General features: G+C 61.6%; 17 protein-coding genes and 1 pseudogene. 9 read left to right on the top strand and 9 right to left on the bottom strand.

Going from position 1 to position 18,408, the window contains the following annotated elements:
• Positions 1–91: 91 nt before the first annotated feature.
• Positions 92–1,108, top strand: a complete 1,017-nt coding sequence (locus F6S08_RS08245) for a DUF4917 family protein (protein WP_065928251.1) — start codon at positions 92–94, stop codon at positions 1,106–1,108.
• A gap of 61 nt (positions 1,109–1,169) precedes the next feature.
• Here the strand turns inward: F6S08_RS08245 and F6S08_RS08240 are convergent, their stop codons facing one another.
• Positions 1,170–1,697: a helix-turn-helix domain-containing protein gene (locus F6S08_RS08240; RefSeq protein ID WP_027604369.1), complete on the bottom strand. Its 528-nt coding sequence runs from the start codon at positions 1,695–1,697 to the stop codon at positions 1,170–1,172.
• Positions 1,698–1,855: 158 nt separating this feature from the next.
• Here F6S08_RS08240 and F6S08_RS08235 point away from each other — a divergent pair, with 158 nt between their 5' ends.
• The 7 genes and pseudogenes from F6S08_RS08235 to F6S08_RS08205 all read left to right on the top strand — a co-directional run.
• Complete coding sequence (locus F6S08_RS08235) at positions 1,856–2,638, top strand: aldolase (RefSeq protein WP_065928252.1); 783 nt, start codon at positions 1,856–1,858, stop codon at positions 2,636–2,638.
• Positions 2,639–2,666: 28 nt separating this feature from the next.
• Positions 2,667–3,539, top strand: a complete 873-nt coding sequence (locus F6S08_RS08230) for a dihydrodipicolinate synthase family protein (protein ID WP_065928253.1) — start codon at positions 2,667–2,669, stop codon at positions 3,537–3,539.
• Between the two features lie 137 nt (positions 3,540–3,676).
• Complete coding sequence (locus F6S08_RS08225; protein WP_315871507.1) at positions 3,677–4,216, top strand: RNA polymerase sigma factor; 540 nt, start codon at positions 3,677–3,679, stop codon at positions 4,214–4,216.
• Entirely contained in the window at positions 4,213–5,181 is a 969-nt protein-coding gene (locus F6S08_RS08220) for a FecR family protein (protein ID WP_065947344.1), read from the top strand. Before F6S08_RS08225 ends, F6S08_RS08220 begins: the two co-directional genes overlap by 4 nt.
• A gap of 127 nt (positions 5,182–5,308) precedes the next feature.
• Positions 5,309–7,879 carry a TonB-dependent receptor gene (locus F6S08_RS08215; protein ID WP_074844363.1) on the top strand — a complete coding sequence of 857 codons (2,571 nt, stop codon included), beginning with the start codon at positions 5,309–5,311 and terminating at the stop codon, positions 7,877–7,879.
• Between the two features lie 102 nt (positions 7,880–7,981).
• Complete coding sequence (locus F6S08_RS08210; protein ID WP_065928256.1) at positions 7,982–8,896, top strand: DMT family transporter; 915 nt, start codon at positions 7,982–7,984, stop codon at positions 8,894–8,896.
• Positions 8,877–8,966 (top strand): annotated as a pseudogene (locus F6S08_RS08205) (outer membrane lipoprotein carrier protein LolA); the annotation flags it as partial. The gene F6S08_RS08210 and the pseudogene F6S08_RS08205, both read left to right, overlap by 20 nt.
• 8 nt (positions 8,967–8,974) lie before the next feature.
• Here F6S08_RS08205 and F6S08_RS08200 read toward each other — a convergent pair.
• The 4 genes from F6S08_RS08200 to F6S08_RS08185 all read right to left on the bottom strand — a co-directional run bounded on the left by F6S08_RS08200 (position 8,975) and on the right by F6S08_RS08185 (position 12,405).
• Positions 8,975–10,192, bottom strand: a complete 1,218-nt coding sequence (locus F6S08_RS08200; RefSeq protein ID WP_315871506.1) for an SAM-dependent methyltransferase — start codon at positions 10,190–10,192, stop codon at positions 8,975–8,977.
• A 208-nt stretch (positions 10,193–10,400) separates the two neighbouring features.
• A complete protein-coding gene (locus F6S08_RS08195; RefSeq protein WP_065928258.1) occupies positions 10,401–11,018 on the bottom strand; it encodes a TPM domain-containing protein in 618 nt (205 codons plus the stop codon).
• 28 nt (positions 11,019–11,046) lie between these two features.
• Positions 11,047–11,775: a TPM domain-containing protein gene (locus tag F6S08_RS08190; RefSeq protein WP_065928259.1), complete on the bottom strand. Its 729-nt coding sequence runs from the start codon at positions 11,773–11,775 to the stop codon at positions 11,047–11,049.
• Positions 11,776–11,793: 18 nt separating this feature from the next.
• A complete protein-coding gene (locus F6S08_RS08185; protein WP_065928260.1) occupies positions 11,794–12,405 on the bottom strand; it encodes a LemA family protein in 612 nt (203 codons plus the stop codon).
• 238 nt (positions 12,406–12,643) lie between these two features.
• On the opposite strand from F6S08_RS08185, the gene bglX reads away from it, so the two are divergent.
• Positions 12,644–14,935 carry a beta-glucosidase BglX gene (gene bglX / locus F6S08_RS08180; protein ID WP_074844359.1) on the top strand — a complete coding sequence of 764 codons (2,292 nt, stop codon included), beginning with the start codon at positions 12,644–12,646 and terminating at the stop codon, positions 14,933–14,935.
• Between the two features lie 83 nt (positions 14,936–15,018).
• Here the strand turns inward: bglX and F6S08_RS08175 are convergent, their stop codons facing one another.
• The 4 genes from F6S08_RS08175 to F6S08_RS08160 form a co-directional block, all read right to left on the bottom strand.
• Positions 15,019–16,176 carry a phosphatidylserine/phosphatidylglycerophosphate/cardiolipin synthase family protein gene (locus F6S08_RS08175; RefSeq protein ID WP_315871505.1) on the bottom strand — a complete coding sequence of 386 codons (1,158 nt, stop codon included), beginning with the start codon at positions 16,174–16,176 and terminating at the stop codon, positions 15,019–15,021.
• Between the two features lies 1 nt (position 16,177).
• Positions 16,178–16,768 carry a YceI family protein gene (locus F6S08_RS08170; protein ID WP_065928263.1) on the bottom strand — a complete coding sequence of 197 codons (591 nt, stop codon included), beginning with the start codon at positions 16,766–16,768 and terminating at the stop codon, positions 16,178–16,180.
• Positions 16,769–16,858: 90 nt separating this feature from the next.
• On the bottom strand, positions 16,859–17,173 hold the full coding sequence (locus tag F6S08_RS08165) for an amidase (protein ID WP_065928264.1): 315 nt from the start codon (positions 17,171–17,173) through the stop codon (positions 16,859–16,861).
• Positions 17,170–18,243 (bottom strand): serine hydrolase, encoded by a 1,074-nt coding sequence (locus tag F6S08_RS08160; RefSeq protein ID WP_315871504.1) that lies wholly within the window; start codon positions 18,241–18,243, stop codon positions 17,170–17,172. Before F6S08_RS08160 ends, F6S08_RS08165 begins: the two co-directional genes overlap by 4 nt.
• Between the last annotated feature and the right edge of the window lie 165 nt (positions 18,244–18,408).

Here is an 18,408-nt window from a genome sequence, read left to right as displayed (position 1 = left end):
TCAACCTCACTTGCCTGCGGCATCTTGACCAGGATCAACGCCGGCTCGTGATAAAGTCGCCATCCAGCCGATTTCGAGTAGACCCACAGCAATGAAGGATTTCCAGGATATTGACGCCCACCTTGAAGACTGGAGCACCCTGCGCAGCAGCACCACCTTCAGTGGGATTCTGATCGGCAATGGCGCGAGCCGCACGATTTGGGAAGACTTTGCCTACGACTCGCTGTTCGAAAACGCACGCACCGTCGAAGAAAAACCCCTCGGCCCATCCGAGCTCAGCGTGTTCGACGCCCTGCAGACCCGCAGCTTCGAGCAGACCCTGGGGGCATTGAAAACCACCAGCCGAGTCAACAAGGCCCTGGCGGTCAGCTCGGCGGCACCGCGTAATCGCTACTACGCGATCAAGGAAGCGCTGATCAATACCATCCACGCCGTGCACATTCCGTGGCGGCTGGTGCAGCCGTCGACGCTGGCGACGATCAACCGCGAACTGGCGAACTACACCAGCGTGTTCACCACCAATTACGACCTGCTCAACTATTGGGCGATCCTGCACACGCCGGGCATCGACGACCTGTTCCGCAGCGCTGACTCGAGCTTCGACCTGCGCAACACCCACACCGATACCACGCGCGTCCTCTACCTGCACGGCGGCCTGCACCTGGTGCGCAACCTTGACGGCACCGCACGCAAATTGCCGAGCACCGACAGCACCTTGCTCAGCAGCTTTGCGATCAACAACACGATCAAGACCCTGGACGATGTGCCGCTGTTTATCAACGAAGGCACGGTGCAAGAGAAGCTCAAGACCATCCGCAGCTCGGATTACCTGTCGTTCTGCTATGAACAGTTGCTGAGCCATGAGGGCGCGCTGTGCATCTTTGGCCATGACCTGGGGCCGCAGGACCAACACGTGGTGGATGCAATTCGCCAGGCCCGCCCCGCGACCCTGGCGATCTCGGTATCGGGCCGCAGCGACGGGTTTATTCGCCAGCAGAAGCGGCGGTATTCGCAGTTGTTTGATGGCAGTGGCGCGCAGTTGAAGTTTTTTGCCGCGCGCACGCATCCGTTGGGAGATCCGGCCCTGTCGGTACCTGTCGAACGTTGAGCCACCGGTGGGAGGGGCTTGCTCCCGCCCATATCGATCGCATTTCAAACCGTCAGCGCGGTCATTCTTGCGAGCTGTGTACAACCACCAATAGCTGCGCCTGCACAGGCCCTACCGAACGCAGCCGATGCGGCTTCTGGGCATTGAAATGCAGCGCATCGCCGCGCTCCAGAATCACCCGCTCGTTCATGAAATCCACTTCTACCGCCCCTTCATGCACGAACAAGAACTCCTCTCCAAGGTGCTCCTTGAAGGTTTTGTCGGAGAATTGCGCCGGCGGGTAGATGATGAACGGCAACAAGCTGCGCTCACTGACCTGATGGGCCAGTACTGCGTAACCCGGCGCGGTGTCGGGCCGCTCATGGCTGCGCACCAGGCTGTAGCTGTCGAGGCTGACGCGGTCTTCGCTGAACAGTTCTTCGACCTTCACGTTCAACGCCTTGGCCAGTTTCAGCGCAGCGGCAATCGACGGCGTGTTGAGCCCGCGCTCGACCTTGGACAGGTAACTCTTGGTCATCCCGGATTTTTCAGCCAGGGCCTCCAAGGTTACGCCAAGCTTTTTCCTCAATAATTTCAAACGGATAGACATGTGCTGCGGTTAATCCATGCAGAAGCGATAAGCTGCGCTTGCCAATGACACTTTGTGTCATATAGCATCATTAGTGTCATTTGCCTCACCCAACGACCTTGCGAGCAGAGGGAGACCAGCAAATCCGACGTCCATTGAACCACCCAAAGGACACCGATATGGCCAAGACATTAGCACTCCCCAAAGACCAACTGGTCAAGCAAGCGCTGGTCCAGATGCAAAACACCCTGGCGGATAATACGTGGACCGTCCGGCAAAAGCTGGCGCTCACTTGCCGAATCCTGTTCGAACACGGCCACGACTCCGGCCTCGCCGGCCAGATCACCGCGCGCGGGCCTGAACAGGGCACCTACTACACCCAGCAACTGGGCCTGGGTTTTGATGAAATCACGGCCAGCAACCTGTTGCTGGTAAACGAGGATCTTGAGGTGCTGGAAGGTCACGGCATCCCCAACCCGGCCAACCGCTTTCACAGCTGGGTGTACCGCGGGCGAGCGGATGTGAATTGCATTATTCATACGCACCCGACCCATATCGCTGCGCTGTCGATGTTGGAAGTGCCGTTGCAGGTGTCCCACATGGACCTTTGCCCGTTGTACGAAGACTGCGCGTTCCTGGAGGCCTGGCCGGGTGTGCCGGTGGGCAATGAAGAGGGGGAAATCATCACCGAGGCCCTGGGCGACAAGCGCGCGATCCTGCTGTCGCACCACGGCCAGTTGTCGACCGGGGCGAGTGTCGAGGAAGCCTGCGTGATCGCGCAGTTGATCGAACGCGCGGCCAAGTTGCAGTTGCTCGCCATGGCAGCCGGTGCGATCAAGCCGATCCTGCCGCAACTGGGGCGCGAAGCCCATGCCTGGATTTCCCGCCCCAAGCGCCACGGCGCCGCGTTCAATTACTACGTGCGGCAGAACCTGCGCCAGCACGCCGATTGCCTGAACTGACCCGCCCTTTTTCTACCGGAGACTTTCCATGTCCAGCCCAACTATTCACGGCATCATCGGCTACACCATCACCCCGTTCAGCGCTGACGGCCAGCGCATCGACCTCGACGCCCTCGGTCGTTCCATCGACCGTTTGATCGACAGCGGCGTGCACGCCATCGCGCCCCTGGGCAGCACCGGTGAAGGTGCGTATTTGAGCGATGCCGAGTGGGACGAAGTCAGCGCCTACAGCCTGGCAAAAATCGCCCGGCGCGTGCCCACGGTGGTCAGCGTCTCCGACCTGACCACCGCCAAGGCCGTGCGCCGCGCCCGCTACGCCGAAGCCAATGGCGCGGATGTGGTGATGGTGCTGCCGGCCTCGTATTGGAAGCTCAGCGAGGCGGAAATCCTCGCCCACTACGCCGCGATCGGCGACAGCATCGGCGTGCCGATCATGCTCTACAACAACCCGGCCACCAGCGGTACGGACATGTCGGTGGATCTGATCCTGCGTATCGTCAAGCAGGTGGCAAATGTGACGATGGTCAAGGAGAGCACCGGGGACGTTCAACGCATGCATCAACTGCGGCGCCACAGCGACGTGCCGTTCTACAACGGCTGCAACCCGCTGGCCCTGGAAGCCTTTGCGGCCGGAGCCAAGGGTTGGTGCACGGCGGCGCCCAACCTGATCCCGCACCTGAACCTGGCATTGTATGCGGCAGTGCTGGCCAATGACCTGGACAAGGCGCGCGAGCTGTTTTATCAGCAGTTGCCGTTGCTGGAGTTCATCCTCAAGGGCGGGTTGCCGGCGACGATCAAGGCCGGGCTGCGCCTGACCGGGTTGGAGGCGGGCGAGCCTCGCTTGCCGGTGTTTCCATTGGGTGAAGCAGGGATCGAACAACTGAAGACCTTGCTGCGGTAAAACTGCGACCTTATGTGGGAGGGGTTTGCCTCCTCCCTATATTTTAATCCGGGCCCGTCTAAAATAGAGACAAATGACAATAGTTCTCGATATCATTCGCGACTTTTCCACGTCGTGCTTCGTCAAGAAGGATATCCATGTCTCGTCCCAAGCCCGACCCGGTGTCGGCCGATGCCTTTCGCGGGTTCTATGCAGATATTCTGTATTTCCTGCGCAGACGCACGGACAACGCCAGCGACGCGGCGGACATGACCCAGGACGTCTTTACCCAGTGGCTGGACTACCGCGACCGGGCCAAGGTCGAACAGCCACGGGCATTTTTGTTCCAGATGGCACGCAACCTGCTGCGTGATCACTGGCGCAAACAGAAGGTACGGCAGACCGTCCACCCAGATCAGGCCGACAGGGACGCGGAACCGATCACCGACGAGCAAAACGACCCCCTGGCCGCCGCCCAGCGCTTGCAACGCCTGGAACAGTTGAAAGAAGTCCTCGCCGAACTCTCGCCCCGCCGGCGAGAAGCCCTTATGCTGCACCGCTTCGAAGGCCTGAGCCAGGCGCAGATCGCCGAGCGCATGGGTATTTCGACGAGCATGGTGGAAAAGCACATCGCTTTTGCCCTGCTGCATTGCAAGCGACGCCTTCAAAACGACCCCGGCACGGAGCAGCCAGAATGAACCGCCTGAGCGACACCGACGGCCTGGATATCGAAGCCAGTGACGCCATCGATGCCCAAGCCGCCAGTTGGTTTGCGCGCAACCGTAACGACACAGGCCGTGCCGACCGCAAGGCCTTTGCCGCCTGGCAGGCCACGCCCGCCCATGCCCGCGCCTATGCCGAATTCGAGCAACTGTGGGCCGACCTGGCCCAGTTGCAGCAACTGAACAACCCCGTGGCGCTGCCCAAGCGCAAAGCATCGGTATTGCGCCCGGCCCTGGCCGTAGCCGCCGCCGTGCTATGCGCCGTATTGGCCCCCCACATCGGTGCGCCCCGCGAGTTGTATCACAGCCAGGTGGCGGCCCATGCCAAGGGCGTGCGCACCCTGAACCTGCCCGATGGCAGCACCCTGTCGGTGAATGCCAACACCCGCCTGCGCGTGGACTTCAGCGCCCACCAGCGCATCGTGCACCTGGACAAGGGCCAGGTGTATATCGAAGTGGCGGCCGACAAAGAGCGGCCGTTGTTCGTTCAAGCCGGCGAAGCAAATGTGCGGGTGGTCGGCACCGGCTTCGATGTGCGCCGCAGCCAGCAGCAACTGGTGGTCAGCGTCGCCCACGGCCAGGTCGCTTTCGAGCCATCCGCCAAAAGCCCCGTTTCCCTGCTCGGCGCCCAGCAACGCGCCATCTACAGCTACGCCAAGGGCACCTTGCAACAGCAAACCCTCACGGCCGAAGAAGTGGCCGATTGGCGCAGCGGGCACTTGTCATTCCGCAACCGTGAACTGGCCAGCCTGATCGATGAACTGGGCCTGTATCGCCCGCAGGCACCGTTGCAGGTCAGCAACGCGGTGGCGCACCTGAAAGTCTCGGGCAATCTGGACGTGAATGATCCGGATGCCCTGCTCAACGCCCTGCCCGCCCTGTTGCCGGTGAAAACCGTGGTCTCGGCCGATGGCATCGTGCGGATTGAACCGAGCAAATAACCTGCGAAAATCTTATTTGAGAATATTTTGCATTCGCAGGTGTGGATTTTTTTGCCTGCCCCGTCTTCCTCCGGTCTGCATCTGATCAGCACACCTTTTTGGCCATTTGGCCGCTCCGGGGGATTCCATGTTTCGCGCGCCTTGCCACGCTTCGCACCTGTATCTTCGACCGACCCTCATCGCCACCTGCCTGACGTTCAGCCTCAGCGCCCAGGCCGAGTCATTCACCTTGCAACTGCCCGCCCAGGCGCTGGCCACGTCCCTGAGCCAAGTAGCGCAGCAGGCGAAGATCCAGCTGTTGTTCGATGAGGAGCTGCTCAAGAACGTGCAGGCACCTGCACTCAACGGTGACTTCACACCGGAAGTTGCGATTCGCAGCCTGCTGAAAAACGGCGCGTTCACCCTGATCAAGGTCGGCAGCACGTACGTGGTAAAGCCCGAAGAGGCCAAGACCACCCAGAGCGGCGCGATCCAGCTGGACGCCCTGAGCGTGATCGGCACCGGCAATCAGGTCGACTCCAGCACCGTCGGCCGCTCCACCCTGAGCCAGGCGGATATTGATCGCTACCAGCCCGACAACATTCCTTCGCTGCTGCAGACGCTGCCGGGGGTATTCATGGGCGGCTCTCCCAAGCCGGGGGGGCAGACCATGAATATTCGCGGCATGGGCGACGCCGAAGATGTGCCGATGACCGTGGATGGCGCGACCAAAAGTGGCTTTGAGCGCTACCAGCAAGGCACGGTTTTCATCGAGCCTGAACTGATCAAAAGCATTGAGGTGGAGAAAGGTCCTTACTCGCCCTTCACCGGCAACGGCGGTTTCGGTGGCACGGTCAACATGGTCACCAAGGATGCGCCCGACCTGCTCAAGGACGGGCGTAACACCGGGGCCATGACCAAATACGGTTACTCCAGCAACACCCATGAACAGGTGTACAGCGGCGCCGTGTATGGCCGCACCAACGACGGTCGCATGAATGGCCTGATCTACCTCACACAGCGCGACGGCGGCGACTTGAAGCTCGCCGGCACACCGCCCGACCCGCGCAATGAATACCCGATCAACCCCAAGCGCCTGCCCAACAGTGCCCAGGACGTAGAAGGCAAGCTGTTCAAATTCAACGCGTATTTTACGGATGAGCACAGCATGGGCCTGTCCTACTCCAGTGCAAAAAGTGAGCGCATGGCGCCCTTCTCAGCGAAATCCTACCCGTCGCCGCCGAACCAATCGGCCATCAACCGATATGGCTACGAAGGCGCACTGAAACGTTTTCTGGCCGACCGCGAAACGGTGGACACCACCTGGTCGGGCAAGTACGAATACCAGCCGCTGGACAACCCGCTGATTGACCTGAAGCTTAGCTACTCGGCGTCCAAGACCGACCAGACCGACGAGCGGGGCGAAAACGCAGTCATTGGCCTGAGCACCGGTGGGCGCAAGATGGAAACTTCATACTCCGATCGCCTCCTTGAACTGCGTAATATCAGTCTGCTGACCACCGGCCCACTGGAACATGCGGTGACCGCCGGCGTGCAGATTCGCAAGCACAATCGAGAAACCGAAAGCTGGATGCCGGGCGCTACCTACAACACCGCAAGATACAACTACGGGCATTTCCAGCCGTATTTCATGCCCCACGGCAAGGCCGATACCCACTCGTTTTACCTCCAGGACGCCGTGACCCTCGGCGATCTGACCATCACCCCGTCCCTGCGCTATGACCACGTGCGCAATCGCGGCGAAGCCAACGATGCGCCGTACTACAGCAACCCGGACCCGAGCGTCGGCCATGACTACAGCGACCGCACCTACACCGGCTGGTCGCCGCGCCTGGCCGCGTTCTGGAACCTGACCCCGGATGTGGCCTTCTTCGCCAGCTGGAATCGCACATGGCGTGCGCCGGTCATCGATGAACAGTACGAAGTCCAGGGCGCCGCCAGCACCCGCAGCGCCACAAGCCTCAACCTCGACCCAGAGCGCATCACTGCGATTACGGCGGGCAACGTGACTCACTTCTCCGGCGTCTTAACCCACGGCGATGACCTGCAGTTGCGCACCACGCTGTTTCACAACCGCATCGAAGACGAGATCATGAAGGCCACCGGCATCGGCTGTGAACGGCAAATGACGGTGCCGGGCAATATCGATACAGTGTGCAACGACACGGCCTCCAGGACCAACTATCGCAATGTGGGCGGCATGACCATCAAGGGCGTGGAGCTGGAAAGCTACTACGACTCAACGTACGTGTTCGGCTCCCTGACTTACTCCTGGGCTACGGGCAAACGCGATAACCCCTATACCAACCCGTGGGCAACCGACCGACACGTGTGGGCGCGGGACATTCCACCGGCCAAATGGGTGGTGGTGCTGGGCACCAAGATCCCGAGCTGGGATGCACAGGTGGGCTGGCAGGGCCAGTTCGTGCGCAAGACCGACCGCGTGCCTACAGACATCTACGCTGGCGGCTTGAATTCGACCATTGGTGACTTTATCTACGACCAGACTGAGAACGCCAGCTATGACACCCAAGGCCTGTTCGCCAACTGGAAACCGCAGCAGGCCGGCCTAAAGGGCACCGAGGTCAACTTCACTGTCGACAACCTGTTCAACCGCAGCTACCAGCCGGCGCTCAGCGGGGAAGGTGTCTACAGCGAAGGCCGCAACGCCAAGATCAGCATCACGCGCTTCTTCTGAAAACTGTACGGATAAATCCGCACCCAGCTGTAGGCCCTCAATCGGCGGGGGTTGTGGCTAGATGGGCTTCCCTTGAAGCCCTCTGGATTTCGGATCCCGCCCATGAGCTCGCGCGAAAACACCGGCATGGCCCTCGGCCTGCTGGGTGTCATCATCTTCAGCCTGACCCTGCCCTTCACCCGTATCGTGGTGCAGGAGATCCACCCGTTGCTCAACGGCCTGGGCCGTGCCTTGTTCGCGGCGGTCCCGGCGGCGGCGCTGTTGCTGTGGCGCCGCGAGCGCTGGCCGACCTGGCGCCAGGTACGGGGTTTGTGCCTGGTCATTGCGGGGGTGATTCTGGGCTTCCCGGTGCTGTCGGCGTGGGCCATGCAAACCTTGCCGGCCTCCCATGGCGCACTGGTCAATGGCCTGCAACCGCTGTGCGTGGCGCTGTATGCGGCGTGGCTGTCCCATGAGCGGCCGTCCAAAGCCTTCTGGGCCTGCGCGGCGCTCGGCAGCGGGTTGGTGTTGAGTTATGCATTGATCACCGGCGCCGGCAGTATCCAGGCCGGCGATTTATTGATGCTCGGCGCGATAGCCGTGGGTGGCCTGGGCTATGCCGAAGGCGGCCGGTTGGCCAAGGAGATGGGCGGCTGGCAGGTGATCTGCTGGGCGCTGGTGCTGTCCACGCCGGTGTTGATCGGCCCGGTGTGGTACCTGGCGGCGCAGCACCAAGGCGCGGTCTCGATGCGCGCCTGGTGGGCCTTTGGTTATGTGTCGCTGTTCTCGCAGTTCCTGGGCTTCTTCGCCTGGTACGCGGGGTTGGCCATGGGCGGCATTGCGCGGGTCAGCCAGATTCAGCTGTTGCAGATCTTCTTCACCATCGCGTTTTCGGCGCTGTTCTTTGGTGAACATATCGAGCCGATTACCTGGGTGTTTGCCTGTGGGGTCATCGTCACGGTGATGCTCGGGCGCAAGACCGCGGTACAGCCGGCACCAGCTCCCTGTAGGAGCGAGCTTGCTCGCGAAGGTCGCTAACGATAACGCGGGAAACCTGAAAGCCTGCGGTGCTCTCAGGCTTTTCGCGAGCAAGCTCGCTCCTACAGTGGGCGGCGGTCAGATCAAGTAGCCATCCGCGCGCAGCAGGGTTTCCAGGCAGTGTTCGCAGATGTGATAGAACGCCTTCAACTCCTGGATTCTCTCCAGCAACTGCGCGTTGTCCACCGGCTCCGCACGCTTGACCGCCAGGATCATCTTGTTCTTGTTGGTGTGCTCCAGGGAGATGAACTCGAACACCTTGGTCTCGTAGCCGCAGGCTTCGAGGAACAACGCACGCAAGCTGTCGGTGACCATTTCCGCCTGCTGGCCCAGGTGCAGGCCATATTGCAGCATCGGCTTGAGCAGCGCCGGGCTCTGGATCTGCAGGCGAATCTGCTTATGGCAGCACGGCGAGCACATGATGATCGATGCGCCGGAACGAATGCCGGTGTGGATCGCGTAATCGGTGGCGACGTCACAGGCATGCAGGGCGATCATCACGTCCAGTTCGCTGGGCGCCACGCTGCGCACATCACCACATTTGAACACCAGCCCGGGGTGCTCCAGGCGGGCCGCGGCGGTGTTGCACAGGATCACCATGTCTTCGCGCAACTCGACGCCGGTGACTTCGCCTTCGGCCTTGAGGGTGTTGCGCAGGTAGTCGTGGATCGCAAACGTGAGGTAGCCCTTGCCCGAACCGAAATCGGCGACGCGCACCGGTTGGTCCAGCCTCAGCGGTGAGGAGGTCAGCGCATGGCTGAACACTTCGATGAATTTGTTGATCTGCTTCCACTTGCGCGACATCGACGGGATCAGCGCCTGCTTGGCGTCGGTCACGCCCAGGTCGGCGAGGAATGGCCGGCTCAGGTCGAGGAAGCGATGCTTCTCACGGTTATGCTCAGCCGATGGCGCCTCGCGCAGTTGCTGAGTCTTGCTTCTGAACAGCGAGCTTTTGTTCTTCTTGCTGTATTCCAATTGGGCTTCGTCGGTCAGCGACAGCAGGTGCGCGTTCTTGAACGAGCCCGGCAGCAACGCGGCAATCGCCGCCACGCCGTCGGCCAGCGCCAAGTTCTTGGTGATGTCGCGGGTCTTGTAGCGGTAGACGAAGGACAGGCACGGCTGCTCCTTGACGGTCACCGCCTTGATGATCAGCCGCTGCAACTCGGCTTCGTCGCCGACGTATTTGGCCAGCACCAGCTTGATAAAGGCGTTCTGCGCAAGGCTTGTGCTCAACAGTTCGATGAACTGGGCGTGATGATCCGGCGCGGGGCTGGCAGGTTGAGCGGTAACGGACATGAACAAAAACGCCTCGGGCAGTGAATGCCGGGCATTTTAGGGGGGATAGCCCACCAGGGCACGGAGTTATTTGACCAATGGTCAACACCGATCCAAATGTGGGAGGGGCTTGCTCCCGATGAGGGTGTGTCAGCTAATCCATCCGTGACTGACCCACTGCCATCGGGAGCAAGCCCCCTCCCACATTTTTTGCTCAGTGGTGTCTGGATTATTCGAGTACGACCAGGCGGTTTGGCAATTCATTGCGGGTTTGTGTCAACGGTACATGCACCTTCAACAACTCACCACACGCCTCGATACAAGCAATAAACCCAGCCAGCGTCTGCCCCTGTTTCACCTGCTGGGTAAACGCCTTGACGATCCCATCCCAACTGTTGTCATCCACGCGACTGGAGATGCCATCGTCCACCAGGATTTCCACATAACGCTCCGCCTCGCTGACAAAAATCAGCACCCCGGTGCTGCCCAGGGTGTGGTGCAGGTTCTGCTCCAGGAACTGCCGGCGCGCCAGGTTGGAGGCGCGCCAATGGCGTACCGAGCGCGGGATCAGGCGGGTGGTCACCTTGGGCAGGCGAAACAGCAGGCACAACACGATGAACGTCGCCCATTGCGCCAGCAGCAAGGTATACATGGTCAGGTAGCCCGACAGGTAATGCACCACGCCCGGTACCACCAAGGCGATCAGGCTGGCCCACAGCAGGGGGATGTAGGCGTAATCGTCGGCGCGGGCCGCCAGCACGGTGACCAGTTCGGCGTCGGTGGTTTTTTCGACCCGGGCAATCGCTTCGGCGACTTGGCGCTGCTCGTGTTCAGTCAGTAATGCCATGGTTGTAGTTGCTCTCTAGTTATTGTCATTACCAGCCGCCCGACGCGCCGCCGCCGCCGAAGCCACCACCGCCGCCTCGGAAACCGCCGCCACCTCCCCCGCCACCGCCGCCGCGTCCACTGCTGCTGAGGATCGCCAAAAGGATCGCGCCCACCGGCAGGCCCATGCGATTGCACAGCCACAACACGCCGATCAGCAGGATGAACAGGCCGATGGAAAAGCCGGGATTATCCTTGGCAAAGTTGGCATCCGCCACATGCGCCGGCACCGCCAGCGGTTCACCGCCGACCACCTGCACCATCGCCGCCACGCCGTCGCTGATGCCCTGGCTGAAATTGCCGGCCTTGAACTTGGGGGCAATCACCTGGTTGATGATCACCCAGGACTGCGCATCGGTAAGCACGCCTTCAAGGCCATAGCCGACTTCGATGCGCAACGTGCGCTCGTCACGGGCGACGATCAGCAACGCGCCGTTGTCCTTGCCCTTCTGGCCGATGCCCCACTGGCGACCCAGCTGGTAACCGTAGTCCTCGATGGGCACGCCCTGCAGGTCGGGCACCGTGACCACCACGATCTGGTCGCCACGGCTCTGCTCCAGCGCCTGCAACTGCTGGGTGATGTGCTCGCGCGTGGCCGGGTCGATCATCTGGGCGGTGTCCACCACCCGTCCGCTCAACGCCGGGAACGTCAGCGCCGCCTGGGCCACACCCACGCAGGCCAGCATCCATAGCGCCAGGCCTATCCGTAATAAACGCATCGACACCTCAGTGCAGCCTTATTTGAACTTCACTTGCGGCGCTTTATCGGCATCGGCACTGGTGGCTTCAAAGGTGGCGCGGATCGGCAGGTCGCTGTACATCACGCTGTGCCACAGGCGACCAGGGAAGGTGCGGATCTCGGTGTTGTACGCCTGCACGGCCTGGATGAAATCGCGACGGGCCACGGCGATGCGATTTTCGGTGCCCTCGAGCTGGGATTGCAGGGCCAGGAAGTTCTGGTTGGCCTTCAGGTCCGGGTAGCGCTCGGACACCACCATCAAGCGGCTGAGGGCACCGCTCAAACCGTCCTGGGCCTGCTGGAACTGCTTGAGTTTTTCCGGGTTGTCCAGGGTGCTGGCATCCACCTGGATCGAGGTGGCCTTGGCACGCGCCTCGATCACGGCGGTCAGGGTGTCTTGCTCATGGGCGGCGTAACCCTTGACCACTTCCACCAGGTTGGGGATCAGGTCGGCGCGGCGCTGGTACTGGTTCTGCACCTGGCCCCAGGCCGCCTTGGCCTGTTCGTCCAGGGTCGGGATGTTATTGATGCCGCAGCCGCTCAATACTGTGCTGATCAATAGCAAAGCCGCGGCCTTGAGGCCCCAGCGGGAATGTTGTGCTGCTTGCATGGTGTTTCTCCTGCCCAAACTGGATGGAATATGACGACTAACCCTAAAAACCACACGCTTGGGGCATAATCCGCCACCACTGGAATGCATCGAGCCAATCAGCTACAAAGATGCCCAGCGCGATAAAGAGTTCAGAGTGTGCTGCATTTATCTGAACAACACCCGAACAACAATAGACGCTCCCCACATTTTGGCCGATCAGCCCAAGCGCTGTGCAGTGAGCCGAAAAAGGATATTCATGAAGAAGCTGTGTTTGCTCGGCCTTGTTGCCACGCTGGCCACCCACCCCGTCTGGGCAGAAACAAAGCCTGCTGCGCTTAAGGACAAGGACGCTTTCGTCAGCGACCTGCTCAAGCAGATGACCCTGGACGAAAAGATCGGCCAGTTGCGCCTGATCAGCATCGGCCCGGAAATGCCCCGTGAGCTGATCCGCAAGGAAATCGCCGCTGGCCGCATCGGTGGCACGTTCAATTCCATCACCCGCCCGGAAAACCGTCCGATGCAGGACGCGGCCATGCGCAGCCGCTTGAAGATCCCGATGTTCTTCGCCTATGACGTGATCCACGGCCACCGCACGATCTTCCCGATCAGCCTGGCCCTGGCCTCCAGCTGGGACATGGACGCCATCGGCCGCTCCGGACGCATCGCCGCCCACGAAGCCGCCGCCGACAGCCTCGACATCACCTTTGCACCGATGGTCGATATCTCCCGCGACCCGCGCTGGGGTCGCACGTCCGAAGGCTTCGGTGAAGACACCTATCTGGTCTCGCGCATTGCCGAGGTGATGGTCAAGGCCTTCCAGGGCGCCAGCCCCGCGAATGCCGACAGCATCATGGCCAGCGTCAAGCACTTCGCCCTCTACGGCGCAGTGGAAGGCGGGCGTGACTACAACGTGGTCGACATGAGCCCGGTCAAGATGTACCAGGACTACCTGCCGCCGTACCACGCGGCGATCAAGGCCGGTTCCGGCGGCGTGATGGTGGCGCTGAACTCGATCAATGGCGTGCCCGCCACCGCCAACACCTGGCTGATGAACGACCTCTTGCGCAAGGACTGGGGCTTCAAGGGCCTGGCCGTCAGCGACCACGGCGCGATATTCGAGCTGATCAAGCACGGCGTGGCCAAGGACGGGCGCGAAGCCGCCAAGCTGGCGATCAAGGCCGGCATCGACATGAGCATGAACGACTCGCTCTACGGCAAGGAATTGCCGGGGCTGCTCAAGTCCGGCGAGATCGAACAGAGCGACATCGACAACGCCGTGCGTGAAGTGCTCGGCGCCAAGTACGACATGGGCCTGTTCAAAGACCCGTACCTGCGCATCGGCAAGGCCGAGGATGACCCGGCCGACACTTACGCCGAAAGCCGTCTGCACCGTGCCGAGGCCCGTGATGTGGCGCGCCGCAGCCTGGTGCTGCTGAAGAACCAGAACGACGCCCTGCCGCTGAAAAAGTCCGCGACCATCGCGCTCGTGGGCCCACTGGCCAAGGCGCCGATCGACATGATGGGCAGTTGGGCGGCGGCCGGCAAGCCGGAACAATCGGTCACGCTGCTTGACGGCATGAACGCGGTTATCGGCGAAAAAGGCAAGATCATCTACGCCCGTGGCGCCAACATCACCAACGACAAGGCGGTGGTCGACTACCTCAACTTCCTCAACTTCGATGCCCCGGAAGTGGTGGATGACACCCGCCCGGCCCAGGTGATGATCGATGAAGCGGTCAAGGCCGCCAAGGATGCCGACGTGGTGGTGGCCGCCGTGGGTGAATCCCGTGGCATGTCCCACGAATCCTCCAGCCGCACCGACCTGAATATCCCGCAAAGCCAGCGCGACCTGATCAAGGCCCTGAAAGCCACCGGCAAACCGCTGGTGCTGGTACTGATGAACGGCCGCCCGCTGTCGATCCTGGAAGAGAAACAACAAGCCGACGCGATCCTGGAAACCTGGTTCGCCGGTACCGAAGGCGGCAACGCCATCGCCGACGTGCTGTTCGGTGACTACAACCCATCGGGCAAGCTGCCGATCACCTTCCCACGCTCCGTGGGGCAGATTCCGACCTACTACAACCACCTGACCATCGGCCGGCCATTCACCCCAGGCAAGCCGGGCAACTACACCTCACAGTACTTCGATGACACCACCGGGCCGCTGTTCCCGTTTGGCTATGGCCTGAGCTACACCACGTTCAGCCTGTCGGACATGGCGCTGTCGTCCACCACCCTGAACAAGACCGGCAAGCTCGACGCCAGCGTCACGGTGCAGAACACCGGCAAGGTCGATGGCGAAACCGTGGTGCAGTTGTATATCCAGGACGTGGCGGGTTCGATGATCCGTCCGATCAAGGAGCTGAAGAACTTCCAGAAGGTCATGCTCAAGGCTGGCGAAGAGCGCACGCTGCACTTCACCATCACCGAGGACGACTTGAAGTTCTACAACACCCAGCTCAAGTTCGCCGCCGAACCGGGTGAGTTCAATGTGCAGATCGGGCTGGACTCCCAGGACGTACAGCAGCAGACGTTCGAATTGCTATAGGAGGCAGCTTCAAGTTGCAAGCTACAAGCGGCAAGGAAGAGCAGTTCTGCTTTTAACTTGCAGCTTGCAGCTTGCCGCTGTTCCTAGCTCCTTCTGTCAAGAAGGTTCACCACCAACCGATCAATCCATCCCCACACCCGCTGCTTCACCCGTCGCCACAACGGCCGCGCCTTCCACGCTTCCAGGCTGACCACCAGGCTCTGGGCAAAATCCGCGGTAAAGCTCGCCGCCACCGCCTGCGTCAGCCCAGGGTCCAACGCTTCCAGGTTGGCTTCCAGGTTGAAGCGCAGATTCCAGTGGTCGAAATTGCACGAACCAATGCTCACCCAATCGTCCACCAGCACCATCTTCAAGTGCAAAAAGCACGGCTGGTATTCAAAGATCTGCACGCCTGCGCGCAGCAAGCGCGGGTAATAACGGTGCCCGGCGTAGCGCACGGACGGGTGATCGGTGCGCGGGCCGGTGAGCAGCAGTCGCACATCCACCCCACGCCCTGCGGCCCGACGCAATGCGCGGCGCACGCCCCAGGTGGGCAGGAAATACGGCGTGGCAAACCAGATACGTTGCTGGCTGCTGTTCAGCGCGCGGATCAGCGATTGCAGGATATCGCGGTGCTGTCGGGCGTCTGCATAGGCCACTCGGCCCAGGCCTGGCCCAGTCGCCGGCACCTTGGGCAAACGCGGCAAACCGAAATGGGTGGCGGGCTTCCACGCCCGGCGCGCGACATTGGCGTGCCATTGCCGTTCGAACAGCGCCTGCCAGTCCAGCACCAGCGGGCCGCGGATCTGCACCATCACCTCATGCCACTCAGCGGTGTCTTGCCCCGGCGTCCAGAACTCATCGGTGACGCCCGTGCCGCCGACCACGGCGATTTCCTGATCGATCAGCAACAGCTTGCGGTGGTCGCGATACAGGTTGCGCATCCAGCGACGCCAGCTGAGGCGATTGTAGAAACGCAGCTCCACACCGGCGTCGGTCAGGCGCTTACGCAGCCCCAGGGTAAATGCCAGGCTACCGTAGTCATCAAACAGACAACGCACCCGCACGCCGCGCTCGGCGGCCAGCACCAGCGCCTGCACCATCGCTTCGGCGCAGGCTCCAGCCTCCACCAGATACAATTCCAACTCCACTTGCCGCTCGGCCCGGGCAATGCCCACCAGCATCTGCGGAAAAAATTGCGGGCCGTCGATCAACAACTCGAAACGGTTGGCGCTGCGCCACGGGAACACTGCGCCGCTCACGTCAACGCGCCGTAAAGATCAGCACCGCACCCACCGGCACCGACAAACTGATCGACTTGAGCCCGGCCGCTTTGCGCAACATCGCCACCCCCGGCGCCACGTCGAAATCCTCGGCATGCAAAACCACCGGTTCCAGGGTCACCACCTGGAAACGCCGGTCATCCAGGCGCGTGGCCAACAACTCGGCGCTGTAGGTCTGGGTCTTGCCATGCAGGGTGACGCTCAGGGGCAAGCGCAGTTCCAGTTGCGCGCCAGGAGCCAGGTCATTGATGGGTTGCAGGTTGATCTGTGCGCTGATCAGCGCCTCGGGGAAGGTCTTGATCTCGAACAGCTGGTTGCGCATGCGCTCGTCGCGCAGCGGGATGCCGCTGTTGACCGACTCCAGCTCTACTTCCAATTGCGCCGCGCCCTTGCTGTCGACCTTGCCGTGCAGCACCAGGAAGCGATGGACTTCAGCGATCTCGGTGTTTTTGGTGGTAACGAACGACAGGCGCGAGGACTCGTTGTCCAGGTACCAGTCAGCATGGGCGGGCACCACGGCAGCGGCCAGCAGGGCGAAGGCCAGGGGTTTGATAACAGACGCGTTGAACATTAAGGACTCGTGGGGCGAAAAACCTGCACGAACCTTAAGCGCAATGTCACGAACGGCGCAAATCCAATGTGCGGGGTGGCTTGCGCTGTGTCAGGGATTCAGACGACAGCCCTGTCGATCCCCCAACCACCGCGCGCTGTGCGTACGCCCCAAGCCACTCGCCGTCACTTCACTGCGTTCCGGGTTATCGCTGAACCCACTGGTGGGCACGTACTGCTTCACATACCCCCGGCAATACTCGGCCGGATTGTTCGCCACATAGCGGCACGAGCAGTACTCCTTAGCGGTATACGCCGCGATGATGTCGGGGAAGGCTTGCAGGTTGACGCGCTCGTGCCACACCCAGCCCGACAGGGCGAGCAACAGCACCAGAAAAAGGCTGGTGAACGGCCGACGACGCATCATGGTTGCACCGCCGCAAGCACGCGCTTGAGCAGTTCGTTGTGGCGGTAGCTGCCGTCGCGGTCATCGCCATAGCGCACGATCACCAGGTGTTCGTCGGGCATCACGTACAGCGCCTGTCCCCAATGACCGAGGGCGGCGAAGGTGTCGGCGGGGGCGTCGGGCCAGGGCCTCGGGGCGCCTTGGTTGAGCCACCATTGGCCACCGGGGACCGCTTCGTCCTGGCCGGCGGTGTATTTGTCGAAGGGTTGGCGGTTGAACACGACCCAGTCCTTGGGCAGCAATTGTTGATCCCCCCAGCGCCCGTCGCGGGCCATCAGCAGGCCGACACGCGCCAGGTCACGCGCGGTGAGGAACGCATAGGACGAGGCGACAAAGGTTTCGTCGGCATCGGTTTCCCAGGTGGCGTTGTGAATGCCCAGCGGCTTGAACAGCGCGTCCCAGGGGTAACTCATGTACGCCTTGTGCCCGAGCATGCCCTTGAGCGCGGCGGACAGGATATTGCTGTCGCCGCTGGAATAACGAAAGGCCTGGCCCGGTGCGCTGAAGGACTCAGTGCTGGCGGCGAACTCGGCCATATCGGCGCGACCACGGGTGTAAAGCATCGCCACCACCGAGGACTTCAGCGGCGCGTATTCATAGTCTTCCTGCCAGTCCAGGCCCGAGGCCCAGTGCAGCAGGTCGGCCATGGTCACCTTGGGGTGTTGTTTCATCGGCGGGTAAAAGCGTGCTGCGGGGTCGGTCAGTTTGAAACGGTTTTCGCCGTAGGCCACGCCGAGCACCGTGGCCATCAGGCTTTTGCTGATGGACCAGGTCAAGTGTGGCGTGCTGGCCGTGGTCGGTGCGGCGTAGCGTTCATAGATGACCACACCGTCGCGGATCACCAGCAGCGCGTCGGTGCGAATGCCTTGGCGGGCAGTGTCGTCACGGGGCGGGAATGCATAGGCGTCAAGGGCTTCGACGGCGGGCCCTGCGAGTGGCGGGCCCTTGGCCCACTCCTTGTCGGGCCAGGTTTCAGCGCAGGCGGTAACGGTGACGAACAGCAGGGAAACGCACAGCAGGCCTCTGATCATGGACACACACTCAAGGGAGCATTCAAGCCCGCGAGCCTAGCCGAGGGCAATGACAGATTTGCTACAGAGACCCTGTCATCCAAGCGTCACCATAACTTCATGGAGATGACACCGGGGCTACATAGCCTGACTTTGGACAACAAAGTCGACCGGCCGAAACGTGGC

The organism is Pseudomonas sp. JV449 (assembly GCF_032424295.1).
GTDB lineage: Bacteria > Pseudomonadota > Gammaproteobacteria > Pseudomonadales > Pseudomonadaceae > Aquipseudomonas > Aquipseudomonas marginalis.
Note: the sequence above shows the minus strand (reverse complement) of the source record. Positions and strands in the feature narration are given on the sequence as shown.

What these genes read in the sequence shown, in the direction of transcription:
- F6S08_RS08215 (WP_074844363.1), top strand. Translation starts at nt 5,309, where the DNA reads ATGTTTCGCGCGCCTTGCCACGCTTCGCACCTGTATCTTCGACCGACC.
- F6S08_RS08240 (WP_027604369.1), bottom strand. Translation starts at nt 1,697, where the DNA reads ATGTCTATCCGTTTGAAATTATTGAGGAAAAAGCTTGGCGTAACCTTG.
- F6S08_RS08165 (WP_065928264.1), bottom strand. Translation starts at nt 17,173, where the DNA reads ATGATGCGTCGTCGGCCGTTCACCAGCCTTTTTCTGGTGCTGTTGCTC.
- bglX (WP_074844359.1), top strand. Translation starts at nt 12,644, where the DNA reads ATGAAGAAGCTGTGTTTGCTCGGCCTTGTTGCCACGCTGGCCACCCAC.
- F6S08_RS08170 (WP_065928263.1), bottom strand. Translation starts at nt 16,768, where the DNA reads ATGTTCAACGCGTCTGTTATCAAACCCCTGGCCTTCGCCCTGCTGGCC.
- F6S08_RS08220 (WP_065947344.1), top strand. Translation starts at nt 4,213, where the DNA reads ATGAACCGCCTGAGCGACACCGACGGCCTGGATATCGAAGCCAGTGAC.
- F6S08_RS08210 (WP_065928256.1), top strand. Translation starts at nt 7,982, where the DNA reads ATGAGCTCGCGCGAAAACACCGGCATGGCCCTCGGCCTGCTGGGTGTC.
- F6S08_RS08230 (WP_065928253.1), top strand. Translation starts at nt 2,667, where the DNA reads ATGTCCAGCCCAACTATTCACGGCATCATCGGCTACACCATCACCCCG.
- F6S08_RS08245 (WP_065928251.1), top strand. Translation starts at nt 92, where the DNA reads ATGAAGGATTTCCAGGATATTGACGCCCACCTTGAAGACTGGAGCACC.
- F6S08_RS08195 (WP_065928258.1), bottom strand. Translation starts at nt 11,018, where the DNA reads ATGGCATTACTGACTGAACACGAGCAGCGCCAAGTCGCCGAAGCGATT.
- F6S08_RS08160 (WP_315871504.1), bottom strand. Translation starts at nt 18,243, where the DNA reads ATGATCAGAGGCCTGCTGTGCGTTTCCCTGCTGTTCGTCACCGTTACC.
- F6S08_RS08185 (WP_065928260.1), bottom strand. Translation starts at nt 12,405, where the DNA reads ATGCAAGCAGCACAACATTCCCGCTGGGGCCTCAAGGCCGCGGCTTTG.
- F6S08_RS08190 (WP_065928259.1), bottom strand. Translation starts at nt 11,775, where the DNA reads ATGCGTTTATTACGGATAGGCCTGGCGCTATGGATGCTGGCCTGCGTG.
- F6S08_RS08225 (WP_315871507.1), top strand. Translation starts at nt 3,677, where the DNA reads ATGTCTCGTCCCAAGCCCGACCCGGTGTCGGCCGATGCCTTTCGCGGG.
- F6S08_RS08235 (WP_065928252.1), top strand. Translation starts at nt 1,856, where the DNA reads ATGGCCAAGACATTAGCACTCCCCAAAGACCAACTGGTCAAGCAAGCG.
- F6S08_RS08200 (WP_315871506.1), bottom strand. Translation starts at nt 10,192, where the DNA reads ATGTCCGTTACCGCTCAACCTGCCAGCCCCGCGCCGGATCATCACGCC.